The following is a 21165-nucleotide window of genomic DNA, read 5'->3' on the forward strand; positions in this document are numbered from 1 at the left end:
AGCTGTCATTACGCTCGGTCACTGAGCTGTTTGCCCGTTTTGCCTGTCATGTATCCCATGGCGGCAATCCCTTCGGGCACGGTGCCAGGCTGGGACAGCCCTTTTTTGAGGTTCACGTCTTCAAAAGAGCGTGAAAAAAACGGGTTTTCACAACTTCACAAGAGTGTGGCGAGCAAATGAATAGTTTTGCGTCTGAACATGCACCATTAGCGTCTACAACAGCCCAACGACACAGGACCGAGTATTCCTCGAACACCGGGGACTGAAGCCTGTCCACTACGGATTTGGTTGCACAAACGGATGTCTCGACCATAAGTCGAATTGCCAGCCGCGCGCCGAAATGAGTTCATGTGACTCTTGAGGCCAGGCCGCATGCATCCGTCGAAGTTGCGAAAAATTGCGAAGATTCGGACATGGCGATCCTGGCCATGGGTACCTGGGGCATCACTGACACGCCCCGGAACGCCTGGCAGCTATGCCGACAATTTGGTGCTGCAGATTTTGGAGACGCGTTAAATGGCGCATAACGAAGCAGTCGACGTAGTACTGGTTGGGGCCGGCATCATGAGTGCCACCCTTGCTGTACTGCTCAAAGAGCTCGACCCCGCGATCAAGCTGGAAGTCGTCGAGCTGATGGATTCCGGTGCCGCGGAGAGTTCCAATCCGTGGAACAACGCCGGTACCGGTCACGCCGGGCTGTGTGAGCTGAACTACACACCGCAGGCCGCTGACGGCACCGTCGACATCAAGAAAGCCGTGCACATCAACACCCAGTTCGAGGTGTCGAAGCAGTTCTGGTCCTACCTGACCAAGAAAGGCACCTTCGGTTCGTGCAAATCGTTCATCAGCCCGGTGCCGCACCTGAGCTTCGTGCAGGGTGAGAATGGCGTGTCCTTCCTCAAGGAACGCTTCAAGACCCTGAGCAAGCACCATGCCTTCTCGGACATGGAATACACCGAAGACAAAGCCAAGATGGCCGAGTGGATGCCGTTGATGATGCCGGGCCGTCCGGCCGACGAAGTCCTCGCCGCCACCCGCGTGATGAACGGCACCGACGTCAACTTCGGCGCCCTGACCAACCAACTGCTCAAGCACCTGACCAGCGCACCCGATGCCCAGGTCAAGTACTGCAAGCGCGTCACCGGCCTGAAGCGTAACAACGGCGGCTGGACCGTCAGCATCAAGGACGTCAATAGCGGCAACACCCGTGAAGTCGACGCCAAGTTCGTCTTCCTCGGCGCTGGCGGCGCGGCGCTGCCACTGCTGCAAGCCTCGGGCATCGAAGAAAGCAAAGGCTTCGGCGGCTTCCCGATCAGCGGTCAGTGGCTGCGTTGCGACAACCCGGAAGTGGTCAAGCACCACCAGGCAAAAGTCTACAGCCAGGCGGCAGTGGGTTCGCCACCGATGTCGGTGCCGCACCTGGACACCCGTGTGGTCGATGGCAAGAAGTCCCTGCTGTTCGGACCTTACGCCGGCTTCACCACCAAGTTCCTCAAGCACGGCTCCTTCATGGACCTGCCGATGTCGGTCCGCGCCGGCAACATCGGCCCAATGCTGGCCGTGGCGAAAAACAACATGGACCTGACCAAGTACCTGGTCAGCGAAGTGATGCAGTCGATGGAGCAGCGCCTGGAATCCCTGCGCCGCTTTTATCCACAGGCGAAAGCCGAAGACTGGCGCCTGGAAGTGGCCGGCCAACGGGTGCAGATCATCAAGAAAGACCCGAAGAAAGGCGGCGTTCTGCAGTTCGGTACGGAACTGGTTGCGGCCAAGGACGGTTCCCTGGCCGCCCTGCTCGGCGCGTCCCCAGGTGCCTCGGTGACCGTTTCGATCATGCTGGAACTGATCGAGAAGTGCTTCCCGAACAAGGCCAAGGGCGAATGGGCTGCCAAACTGGCGGAAATCTTCCCGGCTCGGGAAAAGGTCCTGGAAACCGATGCTGCGCTGTATCGCAAGATCAATACGCAGAACAACGTCGCGCTGGAACTGGTTGAAGCAAGCAGCGAAACCCAAAGCTACGCTTGATTCGGCGGCATAAAAAACGCCCCGTCCTCATTGAGGGCGGGGCGTTTTTTTATGGGCTGTGCAACAGATGGCCTTAAGATCCTCGGTGTTAGTTACACCGCCTTCGCGAGCAAGCCCGCTCCCACAGTGGATCGGCGTACACAAATCAAATGTGGGAGCGGGCTTGCTCGCGAAGGGGACAGCACAAGCACCAACCAACTCAGGGCAACAACTGGTGTGTCTGAGGTTAACCGCGAGCCTTCTCGATCAACTCGATGTACTCGGCCGCGTTGCGTTGATCCTGAATCAGTGCCACGAAATCATTGCCGTGCTCATCCTTGCCGTCCAGATCGTAGCCGGCTTCGACAAAGAACGTCAGAAAACGCTCGAAGTCATCGATGCGCAGGCCGCGGTACGCCTTGATCAGTTTGTGCAGCGACGGTGAAGTGGCGTCGACCGGCTCGAAATCGAGGAACAGTTTGATCTGCGCATCGCCGATCTCGTCACCAATCACTTGCTTCTTATCTTTACGCATTGCCGACTCCAGCTCGCAGACATTTCACAGGGCGGGCAGTTTACCCCCGCACGGCCATGGGGCTCAACGCGGACGAACGCTGCCGGTGTGCAGATCGGCCCAGATATGGCCGTTGGCGTAATTCAAAAACTGGCAATACACCGTTTCGTTGCGCAGCAAGTCGATCACCACGCGGTACTGGGCCAGCGGGTAATAGAGCGTCAGGGTTTTGCTCTTGTCGTCGTAGATCGGCTTTTTCAGGCTTTTGCTTTCGCCATCGAAGTTGACCAGCACCTGGCTGATGGTCGCGCCCTTGTTCAAGGGTTTGCCCTTGAGGCGGATCAGCAGCGGTGAGGTGACCGGGATCGGCTGTTGGTTGGACTGACGCTGGCTACCCAGGACCACCGAATACTCGGTGACCTGCAACAGTTGTTGTTGCTCGGGTTCGGCGTCACGCAGCGTCAAGTCGTCCGGGGGCAAAAACTGCACGTGCATCGGTGCCGGGGCAGCGGCCAGGGGCAGGCTGAAGACCAACATCAGGGCGGCGCAGCTGCGGATCAAAAGACTCATGACAGGCTCCAGGGACGAGGCCGAGCACTCTAACATGTGATCAATCGAGCGAATAACCGATCCAGATCAATACTCTGGAAGGCAAGGCTGGCCATACTGAAAGAGCCTTCAGCCCTGTTTCGACGGCGCGCCGTCTACTGTGGAGTCCCCATGCCATTCTCCATCCCCCCGTTATTCGCCGCCTGGCGTCAGACCCTGCGTGCAGGTTATAGCCTCAGACGCCTGCGCGGCGATATCAGTGCCGGGGTGACGGTAGGGATTATCGCCATCCCCCTGGCCATGGCCCTGGCGATTGCGGTGGGCGTAGCGCCCCAGCAAGGTTTGTATACGGTGCTGATCGCCGCCCCCCTGATCGCACTGACGGGAGGCTCGCGCTTCAACGTCAGCGGGCCGACAGCCGCGTTCGTGGTGATACTGCTGCCGATCACCCAGCAATACGGTCTGGGCGGCCTGCTGCTTTGCACCATGCTTGCCGGGGCAATCCTGATTGCCTTGGGGCTGATTCGGGCCGGGCGGCTGATTCAGTACATCCCTTATCCGGTGACCCTGGGCTTTACCGCCGGGATCGGTATTGTCATCGCCACCCTCCAATTGAAGGATTTGCTGGGCCTGAGTACCACCGGGCATGCCGAGCATTACATCGAGCAATTAGGTGCGCTGCTCCAGGCATTACCCAGCGCCCGCCTGGGGGACGGGATCATTGGAGTTATGTGCCTGGCGGTTCTGATCGTCTGGCCGCGCTTCGTGCCACGAATTCCGGGGCATCTGGTGGCACTGGCCGTCGGCGCGTTGCTGGGGCTGGCCCTGGAAAGCGGCGGGTTACCGATTGCGACGCTGGGCGAACGCTTCAGCTATATCGTCGATGGCGTCAGCCACCCTGGCATTCCGCCGTTTCTGCCGAGCTTCGACTGGCCGTGGAATCTGCCAGGCCCCAATGGTCAGCCGCTGCATTTGTCTTACGACCTGATCCGCCAATTAATGGCGCCAGCGTTCGCCATTGCCATGCTCGGCGCCATCGAATCGTTGTTGTGCGCGGTGGTAGCCGATGGCATGACGGGCAGCAAACATGACCCCAATGCCGAACTCCTGGGTCAGGGCATCGGTAACCTGGTCGCCCCGTTGTTCGGCGGCATTACCGCCACCGCGGCGATCGCCCGCAGCGCCACCAACGTGCGCAGCGGGGCGTTTTCGCCATTGGCGGCAATTATCCACAGTGCGGTGGTGCTGCTGGCGATACTCGTCCTCGCCCCGCTGTTCAGCTACTTGCCGATGGCCGCGCTGGCGGCACTGCTCGTGATGGTGGCGTGGAACATGAGCGAGGCCCGGCATGTCGTGCACACCTTGCGCATCGCACCACGCAGCGATGTACTGGTCTTGCTGACCTGTCTGAGCCTGACAGTGCTGTTCGACATGGTGCTGGCCGTTGCCGTTGGGCTGTTGCTGGCCGCCGGGTTGTTCATCAAGCGCATGAGCGACCTCACCGACACCGCCGAGCTGCCTCGCGAATTCCATCAAGCCTTGCAGGATATGCCGGAGCATGTTCGTTGCTATGCGATACGCGGGCCGCTGTTTTTCGGCGCTGCGGAAAAAGCCCTGGGCGTGCTGCGCAAATTCAGCCCGGAGGTCAAAGTGGTGATTGTCGAGATGAGTGCCGTGTCCATGCTGGACATGACAGCGCTGGCGGCTTTCGACAACATCCTCAGGGATTACCGCACCGACGGCATCGGCCTGATTCTGGTGGGGACGGCTGCGCGGGTGCGCCTGAAATTCAGGCGCGCAGGAATCCATCGGGAACAGCGCCAGTTGGCTTACGTGAACAACCTGGAACAGGCTCGACGCAAAAGCGAACGCTGGCTCGCCGGGCAGGACTGAACACGCAGTTCAAGCGAACTGCGCACGGCGGTAAAAACCGCCCCCGGACAGTCGCCCTGCTTACATGCCTTTAACGGCAAAAATCCCGTTGGCGTTACGCCAGTAGCCTTTGTAGTCCATGCCGTAACCGAAGATGTAACGGTCGATGCACGGCAGGCCGACGAAATCGGCTTTCAGGTCCGGGCGAGCCTTGCGGTCGTGGTCCTTGTCGATCAGCACGGCGGTGTGCACTTTGCGGGCACCGGCGTGTTTGCAGAAGTCGATGATCGCGCCCAGGGTGTGACCTTCGTCGAGGATGTCGTCGATGATCAGCACGTCGCGGTCGATGAACGAAACTTCCGGCTTGGCTTTCCAGAACAGATCGCCGCCGCTGGTTTCGTTGCGATAGCGGGTGGCGTGCAGGTAGGACGCTTCCAGCGGGAATTGCAGATGGGTGAGCAGCTTGCCGGCGAAAATCAGGCCGCCGTTCATCACACAGAACACCACCGGATTGCTTTCAGCCAGTTGTTCGTTGATGTGTGCACCGACGCGGGCGATGGCCGCCTCGACTTCAGCTTCGGTGTACAGGCAGTCAGCCTCTCGCATGATTTGACGGATATGCTCGAGATCAGCGGACATGGCGCTCTCCAAGGGGTTTGAGGGGGAGGGACGGATTCGGAAAAGCGGGCAAAGGTACGCATCCCGCACGGCCAGATCAAGCGTTTGTGGACTAACGTACTGTATGTCTATAGGACAACACCCTCGGATAGATTAATCTAGGCCGGTTTTTTTGCCCGCCGCCGGAGCCTTTCCCCATGCCCATCCGTGAGATCCGCCATCCGCTGATCCGTCATAAACTTGGCCTTATGCGCCGCGCCGACATCAGCACGAAGAATTTCCGTGAGCTCGCTCAGGAAGTCGGCGCCCTGCTGACCTATGAAGCCACCAAAGACCTGCCGCTGGAAAGCTACGACATCGAAGGCTGGTGCGGCACGGTGTCGGTGGAGAAAATCGCCGGCAAGAAAATTACCGTGGTGCCGATCCTGCGTGCCGGTATCGGCATGCTCGAAGGCGTACTGAGCCTGATCCCGGGCGCCAAGGTCAGCGCGGTAGGCGTGGCCCGCAACGAGGAAACCCTCGAAGCCCACACCTACCTGGAAAAACTGGTGCCGGAAATCGACGAGCGCCTGGCGATGATCATCGACCCGATGCTCGCCACCGGCGGCTCGATGGTCGCCACCATCGATTTGCTGAAAAAGGCTGGCTGCAAAGACATCCGGGCGATGGTGTTGGTGGCCGCTCCCGAAGGCATCGCCGCTGTGGAGAAGGCTCACCCGGACGTGACCATCTACACCGCTTCCATTGACCAGAAACTGAATGAACACGGTTACATCATCCCAGGCTTGGGCGATGCCGGTGACAAGATCTTCGGCACCAAGCAAAAGGACGCGTGACCATGCAGCAAGAGTTCAACGATCCGCTCTGGCGCACGGTACTGTCCGGCGCGCAGATGCTGTTCGTGGCCTTCGGCGCCCTGGTGTTGATGCCGCTGATTACCGGCCTCGACCCGAACGTGGCGCTGTTCACCGCAGGCCTTGGGACGATTCTGTTCCAGGTGGTCACCGGGCGTCAGGTACCGGTGTTCCTCGCTTCGAGCTTTGCCTTCATCACCCCGATCATTCTCGCCAAAGGCCAGTTCGGCCTCGCGGCGACCATGGGCGGCGTGATGGCGGCGGGTTTCGTCTACACCTTCCTCGGCCTTGCCGTGAAGATCAAGGGCACCGGGTTCATCGACCGCTTGCTGCCTCCGGTGGTGATTGGCCCGGTGATCATCTCCATTGGCCTGGCCATGGCGCCGATTGCCGCCAACATGGCAATGGGCAAGGCCGGCGATGGCACCGAGCTGATTCATTACCAGACGGCGATGATGATTTCGATGCCGGCGCTGCTGACCACCCTGATCGTCGCGGTGTTCGGCAAAGGTATTTTCCGCCTGGTACCGATCATTTCCGGAGTGCTGGTGGGTTTCGCCATGGCGTTCTACTTCGGCGTGGTCGATACCGCAAAGATTGCCGCGGCACCGTGGTTCGCAATTCCACACTTCACGGCACCGGAATTCAACTGGCAGGCAATTTTGTTCATCGTTCCGGTGGCCCTGGCTCCGGCTATCGAGCACATCGGCGGCGTGATTGCCGTGGGTAGCGTGACCGGTCGTGATTACCTGAAAAAGCCCGGCCTGCACCGCACTCTGCTCGGCGATGGCATTGCCACCACCGCAGCCGGCCTGTTCGGTGGCCCGCCCAACACCACTTACGCCGAAGTGACCGGCGCGGTGATGCTGACCAAAAACTACAACCCGAAAATCATGACCTGGGCAGCGATCTTCGCCATCAGCCTGGCGTTCATCGGCAAGTTCGGCGCACTGCTGCAAAGCATCCCGGTGCCGGTGATGGGCGGGATTCTCTGCCTGTTGTTCGGCTCGATTGCCGCGGTGGGGATGAACACCATGATTCGCCACAAGATCGACCTGGGCGAAGCACGCAATCTGGTGATTGTCTCGGTGACGCTGGTATTCGGGATCGGCGGCATGCTGGTCGGCACCGGTACCGGCCCGGACGATTTCGGCCTCAAAGGCATCGCGCTGTGCGCGGTGGTGGCGATTGCACTGAACCTGTTGCTGCCGGGCAATGACAGCTGGAAGCACAAGAAGGCGGATGAGCCGCTGTTGTAAGGGCTTAAGTTCTTTGTTGTTTGAGAGATAGCTTTCGCGAGCAAGCCCGCTCCCACATTAGATAGTCGGTGAGCACTGATTTTTTTGTTCGACACCGATCAAATATGGGAGCGGGCGGGCTTGCCCGCGAAGCTTTTAAAGCGCCAACGGCGCCCGTTCACACAAGGCAGTCAATGCCTTGGCCCATTGCGGCTCATCGTTGAGGCAAGGCACCAGCACCAACTCCTCCCCTCCCGCCTCGCGGAATTGCTCCTTCCCGCGATCACCGATCTCTTCCAGTGTCTCGATGCAATCGGCAACGAACGCCGGGCACATCACCAGGACTTTCTTCACACCGCTCTTGGCCAATTCATCGAGGCGCGCTTCGGTGTAGGGTTCGATCCATTTGGCCCGGCCCAGACGCGACTGGAACGATACCGACCACTTGCCGTCCGGTATGCCCATGCGCCTGGCAAACTCTGCGGCCGTGCGCAGGCACTGACCGCGATAGCACGTCGCGACCACTTCCGGAGGGGCACCGGCGCAGCAATCGCCGCCACCTTCGAAGCTGTGCCCCGGATTGAGCTTCTTCAGGTGCCGTTCCGGCAAACCGTGGAAACTCAGCAGCAGGTGATCGAAATCCTGTTGCAAATAAGGCCTGACACTGGCCACCAACGCATCGAGGTATTCCGGCTGATCGTAGAACGGCTGAAGAACCGAGAACTGCACGTCGAGATTTTTTTCCCGCACCACGCGCTTGGCCTCTTCGATCACCGTGGTCACGGTACTGTCGGCGAATTGCGGATAGAGCGGCGCCAGGGTCACTTTCTTGTGGCCCTGGGCAGCCAGCCGCACCAGCGCGGACTCAATGGACGGCTCGCCGTAACGCATCGCCAGCTCAACAGGCCCGTGGGTCCACTGCCGGGTCATGGCCTGTTGCAAACGACGACTGAGCACCACCAGTGGCGAGCCCTCCTCCCACCAGATCGACGCATAAGCGTGGGCCGACTGCTCCGGGCGCTTGATCAGAATCAACGACACCAGCAAACGCCGGACGGGCCACGGCAGGTCGATCACGTACGGGTCCATCAGAAATTGATTGAGGTAGCTGCGCACATCCGCCACCGAGGTGGAAGCAGGTGAACCCAGGTTGACCAGAAGCAACGCGTGATCGGTCATGCAACGTCCTATTTCAGAGGCGGCTGGACAGATCGTCCAGTGCCGCGCGCAAATCAGTGAACCGGAAAGTGAAACCCGCTTCCAGCAAGCGAGTCGGCATGGCCTTCTGGCCACCCAGCAACAACAATGACAATTCGCCCAGGGCGACCTTCAAGACGAGGGTCGGCATCGGCATGAACGCCGGACGATGCAACACCTCACCCAACGTTTTAGCGAATTCGCGATTGCGCACCGGCTTGGGCGCGCAGGCATTATAGGGACCGCTGGCCTCATTGCGATGCAGAAGAAAATCAATCAAGGCGATTTGATCCTCGATATGAATCCACGGCATCCACTGCCGACCGTTGCCGATCGGCCCGCCCAGCCCCAGTTTGAACGGCAACAACAGCCGCGACAAAAAGCCGCCCTCGGCGGACAACACCAACCCGGTACGAATCAGGATCACGCGAACGCCCAAGGCTTCGGCGCGCTGCGCGGTTTCTTCCCAGGCGATGCACAATTGGCTGGCGAAATCATCAATGACCGGTGGAGACTCCTCGGTCAACTCCCGCTCGCCGCCATCGCCGTACCAACCGATCGCTGAGCCGGAGATCAGTACCTGCGGTTTCTGTTCACGGCTTTCGAGCCAGGCCAGCAGGGTTTCGGTCAGGGTGATCCGGCTGCTCCACAACAGCGCTTTGCGTTTATGAGTCCAGAGCCGATCGGCGATCGGCGCCCCCGCAAGGTTGATGATTGCGTCCACCGGTTCTTGTCCCAGATCCTCAAGCCGTGCTATTCCCCGTACCTGAGCGCCACAGATTTTGGCGACTTTTGCGGGTGTGCGACTCCAGACTGTGAGGTGATGTCCCTGACTCAACCAGTGTCGGCAGAGCTGACGTCCTATCAAACCAGTACCGCCGGTCAGCAATATGTGCATGACTTCTTCCTCGCGTGGCGTTTTACCCGGATCACTAGTCTATTTTTATAAGCAGGGATCTTTGGTATCGGGCAGGCTCTGTGTTTAACAATAGGCCAAGCTCTCAGAACAAGAACGCTAAAAGTTATACCAAAAAACAATATTGTACAGGTTTGAACCACGGCGTAGTCTGTACAGACAGGTAAACGAGGCCCCTATGACTGTACCTATCGCAATCATCGGCACCGGCATCGCCGGACTCTCAGCCGCCCAGGCCCTCACGGAGGCCGGGCATATCGTTCAACTTTTCGATAAAAGCCGCGGCAGCGGCGGACGCATGTCGAGCAAGCGCAGCGATGCGGGTGCTCTGGACATGGGTGCGCAATATTTCACCGCCCGCGACCGTCGCTTCGTCACTGAAGTCCAGCGCTGGCAAACCAATGGTTGGGTCGCCGTATGGACGCCGCAGCTCTATACCTTTCATGGCGGCCAGCTCAGACCCTCGCCGGACGAACAGACACGCTGGGTCGGCACGCCACGCATGAGCGCGATCACACGCGGCCTGCTTGGGGATCTGGAAGTGCATTTCGCCTGCCGCATCACCGAGGTCTATCGCGGCGAAGAACATTGGCATCTGCAAGACGCCGAGGGTTTCACTCACGGCCCGTTCAGTCATGTTGTCATCGCCATGCCCGCCCCGCAGGCGACCGCGCTGCTGGCTGCGGCACCGAAACTCGCCGGAGCCGCCGCCGGAGTAAAAATGGAGCCCACCTGGGCGGTCGCCCTGGCGTTCGACACGCCACTGGAAACCCCCATTGAAGGTTGCTTCGTGCAAGACAGCCCCCTCGACTGGCTGGCGCGCAACCGCAGTAAACCGGGACGCGACACCACCCTCGACACTTGGGTGCTGCACGCCACCAGCACGTGGAGCCGGCAGCATATCGACCTGCCCAAGGAAGCGGTGATCGAGCAATTGCACGGTGCCTTTGCCGAATTGCTGCACGATGCCATGCCTGCTCCGACCTTCAGCCTCGCTCACCGCTGGCTTTATGCCCGGCCGGCCAGCAGCCATGAATGGGGTGCCCTGGCCGATGCCGATCTGGGCCTGTATGTGTGCGGTGACTGGTGCCTGTCCGGCCGTGTCGAAGGCGCCTGGCTCAGTGGTCAGGAAGCAGCCCGCCGGCTGCACGAACACCTGCAGTGAATTGAATCAAGTCCAGCCCATCGCTGCTGTCGACATGGGCAGCAGCTTCGCTAAAAACCTATACAAAAAAATTGACTTGTACACCTTTGATTCTATGATGAGATACATGCTGTACAGATCTAATAACCTGTACAGGTCTGGATTCGAGGTGCTCCGATGCCTGCACAGTCAGATACCCCACCAAAAATAGCCATCAGCGCCTGCCTGATGGGGGCCGAAGTGCGCTACAACGGCGGGCACAAGACCTCACAGCTGTGCAGTCGCATCCTCTGCGATCATTTCGATTTCGTCCCTGTGTGTCCGGAAGTCGCCATCGGCCTGGGTATCCCTCGCGAACCGATCCGCCTGGTGGGCAATCCCGAACATCCAGACGCCGTCGGCACGCTCAACCCTGAGCTCAATGTCACTCGACCGCTGGCCGAATATGCTCGGAAAATGGCGGTGGAGCTGGATGACGTCTGCGGCTATATCTTCATGCAGAAATCCCCTTCGTGCGGTCTGGAGCGGGTCAAGGTCTACCAAGCCAACGGCGCACCGGTGAACGGCAGTAGCCGTGGCATTTACGCCAGGGCCTTCTGTGCGCGGCATCCCGATTTGCCTGTGGAAGAAGAAGGCCGGCTCAACGATCCGGTACTGCGGGAAAACTTCCTCACTCGCGTGTTCGCCTACAGCGCCTGGCAACAGTTGCTGCAAACAGGCCTGACCCGGCGCGGCCTCACGGATTTTCACGCACGCTACAAATACCTGTTGATGGCCCATAACCCGGTGCAATACAAAACCCTGGGCAACCTGCTGGGCAACATGGGCCGGACCGATCCCGAAGTGCTCGGCCCGCGCTATTTCAGCGAACTGATGGCGGCCTTGAAAAAATGCGCCACGCGCCGCACCCATGCCAACGTCCTGCACCATCTCAGCGGCTATCTCAAACAGGTCATCAACACCGAAGACAAACGGGAAGTGCAGCACGTCATCGACCAGTATCGCCACGGCATCGTGCCGCTGGTGGTGCCGTTGACGTTGCTCAAACACTACTTTCGCCAGCACCCGGATCCGTACATTGCGCAACAGGTTTACCTGCAACCGCACCCGGAAAACCTCAGTCTGCGAAACGCGATCTAATGAAACCCCCACCAGACACCAGTGCCCGCGAAGACCTCGGCCCCGACTTCAAGAAGGCCCTGGACGCAGGCTGGCTGCCCATTCGTGAAGTGGCCCGGCAGACCGGAGTCAACGCCGTCACCCTGCGTGCCTGGGAACGGCGCTACGGGCTGATCGTGCCTCAGCGCACCCCCAAGGGGCATCGGTTGTTCTGTGCCGAGCACGTTCAACGAATCCTGACCATCCTCACCTGGCTCAATCGCGGCGTGGCGGTCAGCCAGGTCAAGCAGTTGCTCGATACGCCTCAGGTGTTGACCGAACCCGTCGGGAACGATTGGCGGGTGCTGTGCCAGACACTGCTGCACGCGGTCACTCAATTGGCCGAACGCACCCTCGATGACACCGTGAACCAGGCGATGGCGCTGTATCCGCCACGCACCTTGTGTGAACACCTGTTGATGCCGTTACTGGCGGAACTGGAACAACGCTGGCAAGGCCAGTTCGGCGCGCAGATGGAGCGGGTGTTTGTCTATTCCTGGTTGCGCAGCAAATTTGGCGCGAGGGTCTATCACAACAACCGCCAGTTACGCACCGCGCCGATGCTGCTGATCAATCACTCGGACCTGCCACTGGAGCCTCATCTGTGGCTCACCGCCTGGCTGATCAGCAGCACCGATTGCCCGGTGGAGGTATTCGACTGGCCACTCCCTGCCGGCGAACTGACGCTGGCAGTCGATCACCTGCAAGCCCGCGGCGTACTGCTGTATTCCAGCAAAGCGATGAATCTTTCAAAGTTGTCGAAACTTTTGAATGGCGTCAGCTGCCCAAAAATGATCGCCGGAGCAACGGTATGCATCCACCACGCCGAGTTGTCTGAAAAAACCACCGCCATTGCTGATTTGTCCCTGGCCGAAGACCCGTTATCGGCCCACCTGAACCTGATTCAGCGCGGGCTCATTTAATGGCGCTTTCTTAATGAATCGTACGGATACGAGCATGCAATTGATCTGGCTGCGTAGCGACTTGCGTCTACACGACAACACCGCCCTCTCGGCCGCCGCTGCCCGTGGCCCGAGCGTGGCGGTGTATTTGCTGAGCCCGCAGCAGTGGCTTGAGCACGACGATGCACCGTGCAAAGTGGATTTCTGGCTGCGCAACCTGGGCGAATTACGCCACGCGCTGGACGCCCTGAACATCCCGTTGCTGATTCGCCAGGCGGCCCGCTGGGATGAAGCCCCCAAGGTGCTGCTCGAACTGTGCCAGCAGTTGAAGATCGACGCGGTGCACGTCAACGAGGAATACGGCATCCATGAAACACGCCGTGATGCAGCGGTGGCCCAAGCGCTGAACGCCCGGGGCATCGACTTTTACAGCCACCTCGATCAGTTGCTGTTCAAGCCAGGCACCGTGCTTACCAGAACCGGAACCTACTTCCAGGTCTTCAGCCAGTTTCGCAAGGTCTGTTACGAACGCCTGCGCGCGTCGTTACCCATGCTGGTCGTTCCCCCTGCCATCCAGGCTCCGCTGGATATCGGCAGCGACGAACCGCCCTCCCGTGTCGAGGGTTTCGATACGCCCGGCGACAGCTTGCGTGCCCTCTGGCCGGCCGGTGAAACCGAAGCCCGGCGCCGACTCGACTCGTTTGTCGATGCCCGGATCGATCATTACCACAGCGAGCGCGACTTCCCGGCCAAACCCGGCACCAGTCAACTCTCGGCCTATCTCGCCGCCGGGGTGATTTCCCCTCGACAGTGTCTACACGCTGCACTGCGAAGCAATCAGGGGGAGTTCGAAAGCGGCAAGGTCGGCACCGTCACCTGGATCAACGAGCTGCTGTGGCGCGAGTTCTACAAACACATCCTGGTGGGTTACCCACGGGTATCACGGCACCGCGCCTTCCGCCCGGAAACCGAAGCCCTGGCCTGGCGTGACGCCCCGGAAGACCTCAAGGCCTGGCAACAAGCGCGTACCGGCCTGCCTATCATCGATGCCGCCATGCGCCAATTGCTGGAGACCGGCTGGATGCACAACCGCTTGCGCATGGTGGTGGCGATGTTCCTGACCAAAAACCTGCTGATCGACTGGCGTGAGGGCGAGCGTTTCTTCATGCGGCATCTGATTGACGGTGACCTGGCGGCGAACAACGGGGGCTGGCAGTGGAGTTCGTCCACCGGCACCGATTCGGCGCCCTACTTCCGTATTTTCAACCCGCTGAGCCAGTCGGAAAAGTTCGATGCGCAAGGTGTGTTCATCAAGCACTGGTTGCCGGAACTCAGCGGGCTGAACAAAAAACACCTGCACAACCCGACGAGTCTCGACGAATTGTTCGGCGTAGTGGATTATCCATTACCGATTGTCCATACGGGTGCTTCCCGCGAACGGGCCCTGGCCGCATTCAAGAAACTGCCATCACGACAGGGTTTATCGTCACCGCAATAAAATTGAATCGGGAAATTATTGGGTTAAAAAGGGAATCGGGATGAGTCGTACACCTCCAAGGCGATACTGGTTGACCGGTGCCAGCAATGGCATTGGCGCCGCGCTGGCCGAAGAAATACTGAAAACCGGCGCCCAACTGGCGGTCAGCTCCCGTTCAGTGGCGTCATTGAAAGCCCTGGCTCAACGCTATCCCGGCCAAGTGCTGGTGGTCGCGGGTGATTTGACCAACGGCCAGCGGGTGCGCGAAATCGGCGAGCAGATTGCCAAGGAATGGGGTTCTCTGGACACCATGATCCTCAACGCGGGCACCTGCGAATACGTCGACCCCTATCAGTTCGACTCGTCCATCATCGAGCACATCGTGCGTACCAACTTGCTTGCCAGCAGCTATTGCATCGCAGCCGCCCGGCCCCTGTTACAAGCGGGCACGGCGCCGCATCTGGTGGGCATGGCCAGCTCGGTGACCTGGCTGCCCCTGCCATGGGCCGAATCCTGGGGCAATTCAAAGGCCGGGTTACATCAGCTATTCGAATCGTTACGCATTGACGTGGCGCGGGAAAACATCGAAGTGACTGTGGTCAGTCCGGGGCTTATCGATCTCCCCCTGGACACTGAAGTTCCGATGCACCTTGACTGGTCAGCGAGTAAAACCGCGCGATACGTCTTCGACAGACTTGAGAATCGTCCAGCAGAGCTCTCCATACCGGAACTGCTCATGCCTGTCCTTTGGCCTCTGCCGCAAAAGCCCGGCCAGACGGGACTGGAAATCGGCAAGCGCATGGAGCGAAACAATCCGCCGATCGAGGATATGCCGTGAAACCTGAGCGTCTGTCAGGCCTTTCACACAGCGTGGGCCCACTGCCTTACACTGCGCGCCATGAAAACCATTCCCCACACCCAGGTCACCGAGCCCGCGGTCACCTGTTCGACCTGCGCGGCCTGCTGCTGCCAACTTGAAGTGATGCTGATCACCGATACCGGCGTGCCCGAACGCTTTATCGATACCGATGATTGGGGTGGGGAAGTCATGCTGCGACTGGATGACGGCTGGTGCGCCGCGCTGGATCGCAACAGCATGATGTGCACCATCTACGAAAAGCGTCCGCTGATCTGCCGGGAGTTCGAAATGGGCGCACCGGAATGCCTCACCGAACGCCAGGGGATTGCGACGGCGTATCGGTAAGCAACAACAGGCCACCGAAAATCCAATGTGGGAGCGGGCTTGCTCGCGAAAGCGGATTGTCAGTCAACATCAGTGTTGAATGTTAAATCGTATTCGCGAGCAAGCCCGCTCCCACATTAAAGGTGCAGTACTGCTTACAACGGCATCGTGTAATGCAATGCGTAACTTTCTACACCGTCGTTCGGGTTGCTGAGCCCGGCATTGGAGTAGTGGGTGGCACGAATCCCGACTTCATGTCCGCCGGCAAAGCGCAGACCAAACCCGAAACGGTCTTCGAACTGAAAGGCACTGCCGAGCTTGTTATCTTCAAGTTCGGTGTTGGCAAACACCGCTACGCCGATCCCTGCTTCAACGTAGGGTTTGATGGTCTGACCGGCAAATTCGTACACCAGCACCGGCGAGAACGACAAGCTGTGGTTGCTCGCTGTTGTGTCGCCCTCCCAGTAGGTGTAAGCGCCGCTCCAGTAACCGGTCAAGCGACCAACGTCACTCTGCAACCAGCTCTTGTCCCAATCGAACTGCATGCCTAGCCGGTAGGTCATGGTCGAATCGCTGGTCTGGCCGACCCCGAACTCCACCCCTGCCGCCTGCGCGGTAAAACTGTGCCCCATCAATGCGGTCGCAATCGCGGCCAAACAGAATAGTCGCTTCATTAGAAACTTCCTTTTCCGAACAATTCGGTATGGTTTTTATGCTGCTCAACAAACAAAGCTATGGAAATCGTCGTTTAATCAGAAGTTCACCCCAATTATTCGCTTGCTACCGTCTCTACCTATCGAAGCTTCGCACAACCCCAGACATATTCCACAGAATCGGCAATATATTTCTGAAATGCTCCGGGTCCGCACTCGACCAGAACTGTGCGGGACGAGCAGGTCCCTCGGCCAGCAATTCACGCTCGGCCAGCAGACGCTGGAGCTGCCGCGCCACAGCGGCACCGGTATCGATCAGGCTGATGCTGTGCGGGAGCATCTGCTTGAGCAGCGGCTTCAGAAAGGGGTAATGCGTGCAGCCAAGAATGATCGTGTCTACACCAGCAGCCAGTAGCGGCTCAACATACCCTTGCAGCAACTGACGCAACGCCTCGCTGTGCAGATCACCATTTTCAATCAGCTCCACCAGCCCGGGGCAAGGCTGAGTAATCACCCGCACATCGGTGGCGAAACGGTCGAGCAAGGCGGTAAACTTGGCGCTCTGTAAAGTACCGGTGGTGGCGAGCACCCCGACCACACCGCTGCGCGTCGCCGCAGCAGCCGGTTTGACCGCGGGCTCCATGCCGACGATGGGCCACTCGGGGAAATCGCGCCGCAAGTCCGCAACGCCAGCCACTGTCGCAGTGTTACAAGCCAGAACCAGCGCCTTGGCGCCTTGCTGTTGAAAGAACTGCGCCATGACGCTGCAGCGCTGGCGGATGAATGCCGGGGTTTTCTCGCCGTAAGGGATATTCCCGCAATCGCCTAAGTACAACAGAGACTCGTTGGGCAGCAGGCGCTGGATCTCGGCCAGCACCGACAGCCCGCCGACACCGGAGTCGAATACGGCGATCGGCGCTTCACGCATGGCTTGCCCCGCAAACGCTGCAGCCTGGATCACGCTTGACCCGCAACTCACGGAACCGCGTGCCCAAGGCATCGATCAACAACAGGCGGCCCACCAGTGGCTCGCCAAATCCCACCAGCAGTTTCAGCGTTTCCAACGCCTGGAGGCTGCCGACCAGCCCGACCAAAGGCCCGACGACGCCTGCTTCGCTGCAGGTCAATTCGGCCTCGCTGCCGTGCCCATATAAACAGTGGTAACACGGACTCTCTGGACGACGAGGGTCAAATACCGACAATTGCCCTTCCAACCGAATCGCCGCCCCGCTGACCAGCGGTTTGCGTGCAGCCACACACGCGGCGTTGACCGCCTCGCGGGTGGAAAAATTGTCGGAGCAGTCCAGCACCAGATCCACCGCAGCAACGGCGGCAGCCAGCGAGTCCTCGTCCAATGCGGCGCGATGGGCGATCAGCTGAACTTCCGGATTGATTGCGCTCAGACGACGAATGGCCGAATCGACCTTACTCAGGCCGACACTGGCGGTGTCGTGAACGATCTGGCGCTGCAGATTGGTCAGGTCCACCGTGTCGAAATCCGCCAGATGCAACTCACCGACCCCGGCCGCGGCCAGGTACAGCGCAACCGGTGAGCCAAGGCCGCCGAGGCCGACAATCAATACGCGGCTTTCCTTGAGCCGCAACTGGCCGTCGATGTCGACGTGTTGCAGCAGAATCTGCCGGCTGTAACGTAGTAACTCCTGATCATTCAGCACGGCAAGCGCCCCAGACTGATGCGTTCGTGACCGCCCAGATCGGTGCGGCTGTGGACTTCTTCAAAGCCGCGAGTCAGCAGCAAATCGCGCACTGCCAGGGCTTGATCGTAACCGTGTTCGAGCATCAACCAGCCACCCGCCTCAAGGTGCGCCGGTGCCTGGGCGATGATCAAACGCAGATCGTCGAGCCCATCGACGCCGGCCACCAGCGCGCTGGCCGGTTCGAAGCGCACGTCGCCCTCCACCAAATGCGGATCGGTCGACGCGATGTAGGGCGGATTGCTGATGATCAGTTGAAAACGCTGGCCTTCCAAGGCGCTGAACCAATGGCTGCTCAACACCGTGGCGTTGTTCAGGTTCAAGCGCTGACGATTGCGTTCGGCCAGGGCCACGGCTTCGAGCACGCGATCCACGGCAGTGACTATCCAGGCTGGACGCTCACTGGCCAGCGCCAGCGCGATGGCTCCACTGCCGGTGCCCAGGTCGAGCACTTTGGCCCGTGTAGCCGGCAACAGTTCCAGCGCGGTTTCCACCAGCAACTCAGTGTCGGGACGCGGGATCAGCGTGTGAGGCGCGACTTCAAGGTCGAGCTTCCAGAAGCCTTGCTGCCCCAGAATATAGGCCACCGGCTCACCGCTACGACGGCGTTGCAGGTACTCGGCAAACTTCAGCGCCGCTTCGCTCGGGACGATACGCTCAGGCCAGGTATGCAGAAAGCTCCGGGACTTGCCCAAGGCCGCCGCCAGCAGCAATTCGGCATCCAGACGCGCAGTGGGCGAGTCGGGCAAATCGGCGGCGCGCAGCAAACTGGCAATGATCGTCATTTACTCACCTATCGCTGCCAATTGGTCGGCCTGGTACTCGGCCAGCAACGGTTCGATCACCGCATCCACACCGCCCGCGAGAATTTCGTCGAGCGAATACAGCGTCAGGTTGACCCGATGGTCGGTGACCCGGCCCTGGGCGAAGTTGTAGGTACGGATCCGCTCGGAGCGGTCACCGGAACCGACCAGCAATTTACGCTCGCTGGCGATGGCATTGGCGGCGGCGCTGGTCTGTTGGTCGTTGAGCTTGGCCGACAGCCAGGACATCGCCCGGGCGCGGTTCTTGTGCTGGGAACGTTCTTCCTGGCACTCGACGACAATACCGGACGGCAAGTGCGTGATACGAATCGCCGAGTCGGTCTTGTTGACGTGCTGACCACCGGCACCGGAGGAGCGATAGGTGTCGACCCGCAGATCCGCCGGGTTGATCTCAATGGCTTCCTGCTCATCCGGCTCGGGCAATACCGCCACGGTGCAGGCCGAAGTGTGGATGCGACCTTGAGACTCAGTGGCCGGAACCCGCTGCACACGGTGCGCACCGGATTCGAACTTCAGTTTGCCGTAGACGTTCTCGCCTTCGACCCGGGCAATGACTTCTTTATAGCCACCGTGTTCGCCTTCGTTCTCCGAGAGAATCTCCACGCGCCAACCACGCCGCTCGGCGTAACGCGAATACATGCGGAACAGGTCGCCGGAGAAAATCGCCGCTTCGTCACCGCCGGTGCCCGCGCGGATTTCCAGGAACACGTTGCGACCGTCGTTCGGATCCTTGGGCAGCAGCATGCGTTGCAGGCCGGCTTCGAGTTCGACCAATCGTTCCTTGGCTTCGCGGACTTCTTCCACGGCCATTTCACGCATGTCCGGGTCGCTGTCCTTGAGCAGTGCCTGCGCGCCTTCGAGGTCGCCCTGCACTTTAAGCAACTGTTTATAGCTGTCGACGATCGGCTCGACTTCCGCGTATTCCTTGGAATAGGTGCGGAATTTGTTCTGATCGGAAATGACTTCGCCATCGCCAAGCAGGGCGGTCAATTCCTCGAAACGGTCCTGGAGGATGTCCAGCTTATTGAGCAGTGACGCTTTCATTGCGGTTTCTTATCCGAAAAGCTATCCGATGAGCCCTCACCGAGGGCAAAGAGTTCCTGGGCCATGGCCAGCGCATCGAGGCGGCCTTCGGCAGAGAGCTTTTTCAATTGCACGCTCGGGGCGTGCAAGAGTTTGTTGGTCAGGCCACGGGCCAGTTGCACCAGCACGTCCTCGGCACTGCTGCCGTTGGCGAGCATGCGCTGGGCCTTCTGCAATTCTTCGTCGCGCAGACGCTCGCTTTGTTGACGATAGGCCTTGAGCACATCCACCGCCGCCAGTTCACGCAGGCGAACCATGAAGTCTTCGGCGCCGACCGACACCATCTCTTCGGCGGCCTGGGCAGCGCCCTGACGGCTCTTGAGGTTTTCGGCGACCACTTCGTGGAGATCGTCGACGCTATACAGGTAAACGTCGTCCAGTTCGCCGACTTCCGGCTCGATATCCCGAGGAACGGCAATATCCACCATGAAGATCGGCTTGTGCTTGCGCAATTTCAAGGCGCTTTCCACTGCGCCTTTACCGAGAATCGGCAATTGGCTGGCAGTGGAACTGATGACGATATCGCTGCGCACCAGTTCCGCCGGGATGTCCGAAAGCAGCACCGCGTGGGCACCGAACTGCTCGGCCAGGGTGCTTGCGCGCTCCAGGGTGCGGTTGGCAACCACGATTCGCTTCACCCCCAGCTCATGCAGATGGCGGGCGACCAGGGTGATGGTCTCGCCGGCGCCGATCAGCAAGGCCTGGCTGCGTTGCAAATCGCTGAAAATCTGTTTCGCCAGGCTGACCGCGGCAAACGCCACGGACACCGGGTTTTCGCCGATGGCGGTATCGGTTCGCACCTGTTTGGCCGCATTGAACGTGGCCTGGAACAGCCGCCCGAGCAACGGACCGATGGTGCCGGCTTCGCGAGCCACAGCATAAGCCGACTTCATCTGACCGAGAATCTGCGGCTCGCCCAACACCAGCGAATCGAGCCCGGAAGCGACCCGCATCATGTGACGAACTGCCGCATCATCTTCATGCACATAAGCGCTGGCGCGTAGCTCATCGAGGCTCAAATGATGATAATCGGCCAGCCAGCGCAACACGATGTCAGCCGAAAGGTGATCCTGTTCTATATACAGTTCGCTGCGATTGCAGGTGGAGAGGATCGCAGCTTCGCGGCTGTCGGTGAGTCGGCAGAGCTGCTGCAAGGCCTCAACCAGCTGCTCAGGGGTAAAGGCCACGCGCTCGCGGACGTCTACTGAAGCAGTCTTGTGGTTAATACCGAGTGCAAGGAAGGCCATTCAAGGTCGCTGATGGT

Annotated in this window: 21 protein-coding genes; 10 read left to right on the top strand and 11 right to left on the bottom strand. The window is 59.8% G+C overall.

Annotated features, from left to right (window positions below; genetic code table 11):
- The first annotated feature begins 516 nt into the window (after positions 1–516).
- Positions 517–2025 (top strand): malate dehydrogenase (quinone), encoded by a 1509-nt coding sequence (gene mqo / locus PSH64_RS25290; RefSeq protein WP_105347969.1) that lies wholly within the window; start codon positions 517–519, stop codon positions 2023–2025.
- Positions 2026–2251: 226 nt separating this feature from the next.
- Here the strand turns inward: mqo and PSH64_RS25295 are convergent, their stop codons facing one another.
- Both PSH64_RS25295 and PSH64_RS25300 read right to left on the bottom strand, forming a co-directional pair.
- Entirely contained in the window at positions 2252–2539 is a 288-nt protein-coding gene (locus PSH64_RS25295) for a PA4642 family protein (protein ID WP_105347971.1), read from the bottom strand.
- A 63-nt stretch (positions 2540–2602) separates the two neighbouring features.
- Positions 2603–3088 carry a hypothetical protein gene (locus tag PSH64_RS25300; protein ID WP_105347974.1) on the bottom strand — a complete coding sequence of 162 codons (486 nt, stop codon included), beginning with the start codon at positions 3086–3088 and terminating at the stop codon, positions 2603–2605.
- Positions 3089–3238: 150 nt separating this feature from the next.
- Between PSH64_RS25300 and dauA the strand changes: the two genes are divergently transcribed.
- A complete protein-coding gene (gene dauA, locus PSH64_RS25305; RefSeq protein WP_305479047.1) occupies positions 3239–4960 on the top strand; it encodes a C4-dicarboxylic acid transporter DauA in 1722 nt (573 codons plus the stop codon).
- A gap of 60 nt (positions 4961–5020) precedes the next feature.
- On the opposite strand, the gene PSH64_RS25310 is transcribed toward dauA, so the two are convergent.
- Entirely contained in the window at positions 5021–5578 is a 558-nt protein-coding gene (locus PSH64_RS25310; RefSeq protein WP_007905841.1) for a hypoxanthine-guanine phosphoribosyltransferase, read from the bottom strand.
- A gap of 176 nt (positions 5579–5754) precedes the next feature.
- Here PSH64_RS25310 and upp point away from each other — a divergent pair, with 176 nt between their 5' ends.
- Both upp and PSH64_RS25320 read left to right on the top strand, forming a co-directional pair.
- Positions 5755–6393: a uracil phosphoribosyltransferase gene (gene upp, locus PSH64_RS25315; RefSeq protein WP_007939777.1), complete on the top strand. Its 639-nt coding sequence runs from the start codon at positions 5755–5757 to the stop codon at positions 6391–6393.
- Between the two features lie 2 nt (positions 6394–6395).
- Positions 6396–7670, top strand: a complete 1275-nt coding sequence (locus tag PSH64_RS25320; RefSeq protein ID WP_305479049.1) for a uracil-xanthine permease family protein — start codon at positions 6396–6398, stop codon at positions 7668–7670.
- A gap of 135 nt (positions 7671–7805) precedes the next feature.
- On the opposite strand, the gene hemH is transcribed toward PSH64_RS25320, so the two are convergent.
- Both hemH and PSH64_RS25330 read right to left on the bottom strand, forming a co-directional pair.
- The gene (gene hemH, locus PSH64_RS25325) at positions 7806–8828 is read right to left on the bottom strand and encodes a ferrochelatase (RefSeq protein WP_105347981.1); all 1023 of its coding nucleotides are present in this window, start codon (positions 8826–8828) and stop codon (positions 7806–7808) included.
- A gap of 13 nt (positions 8829–8841) precedes the next feature.
- Positions 8842–9744 carry a TIGR01777 family oxidoreductase gene (locus PSH64_RS25330; protein ID WP_305479052.1) on the bottom strand — a complete coding sequence of 301 codons (903 nt, stop codon included), beginning with the start codon at positions 9742–9744 and terminating at the stop codon, positions 8842–8844.
- 196 nt (positions 9745–9940) lie between these two features.
- Here PSH64_RS25330 and PSH64_RS25335 point away from each other — a divergent pair, with 196 nt between their 5' ends.
- The 6 genes from PSH64_RS25335 (at position 9941) to PSH64_RS25360 (ending at position 15647) form a co-directional block, all read left to right on the top strand.
- The gene (locus tag PSH64_RS25335) at positions 9941–10927 is read left to right on the top strand and encodes an NAD(P)/FAD-dependent oxidoreductase (RefSeq protein WP_305479053.1); all 987 of its coding nucleotides are present in this window, start codon (positions 9941–9943) and stop codon (positions 10925–10927) included.
- 156 nt (positions 10928–11083) lie between these two features.
- Positions 11084–12046, top strand: coding sequence for a DUF523 and DUF1722 domain-containing protein (locus PSH64_RS25340; RefSeq protein WP_305479055.1), 963 nt, complete (start codon positions 11084–11086; stop codon positions 12044–12046).
- Entirely contained in the window at positions 12046–12987 is a 942-nt protein-coding gene (locus tag PSH64_RS25345) for a MerR family transcriptional regulator (RefSeq protein ID WP_305479057.1), read from the top strand. Before PSH64_RS25340 ends, PSH64_RS25345 begins: the two co-directional genes overlap by 1 nt.
- Positions 12988–13021: 34 nt before the next feature.
- On the top strand, positions 13022–14464 hold the full coding sequence (gene phrB / locus PSH64_RS25350) for a deoxyribodipyrimidine photo-lyase (protein ID WP_305479059.1): 1443 nt from the start codon (positions 13022–13024) through the stop codon (positions 14462–14464).
- Between the two features lie 40 nt (positions 14465–14504).
- Positions 14505–15281 (top strand): SDR family oxidoreductase, encoded by a 777-nt coding sequence (locus PSH64_RS25355; protein WP_305479060.1) that lies wholly within the window; start codon positions 14505–14507, stop codon positions 15279–15281.
- Between the two features lie 60 nt (positions 15282–15341).
- Positions 15342–15647, top strand: a complete 306-nt coding sequence (locus tag PSH64_RS25360; RefSeq protein WP_105347998.1) for a YkgJ family cysteine cluster protein — start codon at positions 15342–15344, stop codon at positions 15645–15647.
- A gap of 134 nt (positions 15648–15781) precedes the next feature.
- On the opposite strand, the gene PSH64_RS25365 is transcribed toward PSH64_RS25360, so the two are convergent.
- The 6 genes from PSH64_RS25365 to hemA form a co-directional block, all read right to left on the bottom strand.
- Entirely contained in the window at positions 15782–16300 is a 519-nt protein-coding gene (locus PSH64_RS25365) for an acyloxyacyl hydrolase (RefSeq protein ID WP_105348001.1), read from the bottom strand.
- Between the two features lie 115 nt (positions 16301–16415).
- Positions 16416–17207 (bottom strand): glutamate racemase, encoded by a 792-nt coding sequence (murI, locus tag PSH64_RS25370; RefSeq protein ID WP_305479063.1) that lies wholly within the window; start codon positions 17205–17207, stop codon positions 16416–16418.
- Complete coding sequence (locus tag PSH64_RS25375) at positions 17200–17955, bottom strand: molybdopterin-synthase adenylyltransferase MoeB (protein ID WP_305479065.1); 756 nt, start codon at positions 17953–17955, stop codon at positions 17200–17202. The genes murI and PSH64_RS25375 overlap by 8 nt, the downstream gene beginning before the upstream one ends.
- On the bottom strand, positions 17949–18779 hold the full coding sequence (gene prmC, locus PSH64_RS25380) for a peptide chain release factor N(5)-glutamine methyltransferase (RefSeq protein ID WP_305479067.1): 831 nt from the start codon (positions 18777–18779) through the stop codon (positions 17949–17951). Before prmC ends, PSH64_RS25375 begins: the two co-directional genes overlap by 7 nt.
- A complete protein-coding gene (prfA, locus tag PSH64_RS25385) occupies positions 18780–19862 on the bottom strand; it encodes a peptide chain release factor 1 (RefSeq protein WP_305479069.1) in 1083 nt (360 codons plus the stop codon). It abuts the gene before it with no gap.
- Positions 19859–21148 (bottom strand): glutamyl-tRNA reductase, encoded by a 1290-nt coding sequence (gene hemA / locus PSH64_RS25390; protein ID WP_105348014.1) that lies wholly within the window; start codon positions 21146–21148, stop codon positions 19859–19861. Before hemA ends, prfA begins: the two co-directional genes overlap by 4 nt.
- Positions 21149–21165: the final 17 nt, after the last annotated feature.

The organism is Pseudomonas sp. FP1742 (assembly GCF_030687145.1).
GTDB classification, from domain to species: domain Bacteria; phylum Pseudomonadota; class Gammaproteobacteria; order Pseudomonadales; family Pseudomonadaceae; genus Aquipseudomonas; species Aquipseudomonas frederiksbergensis_D.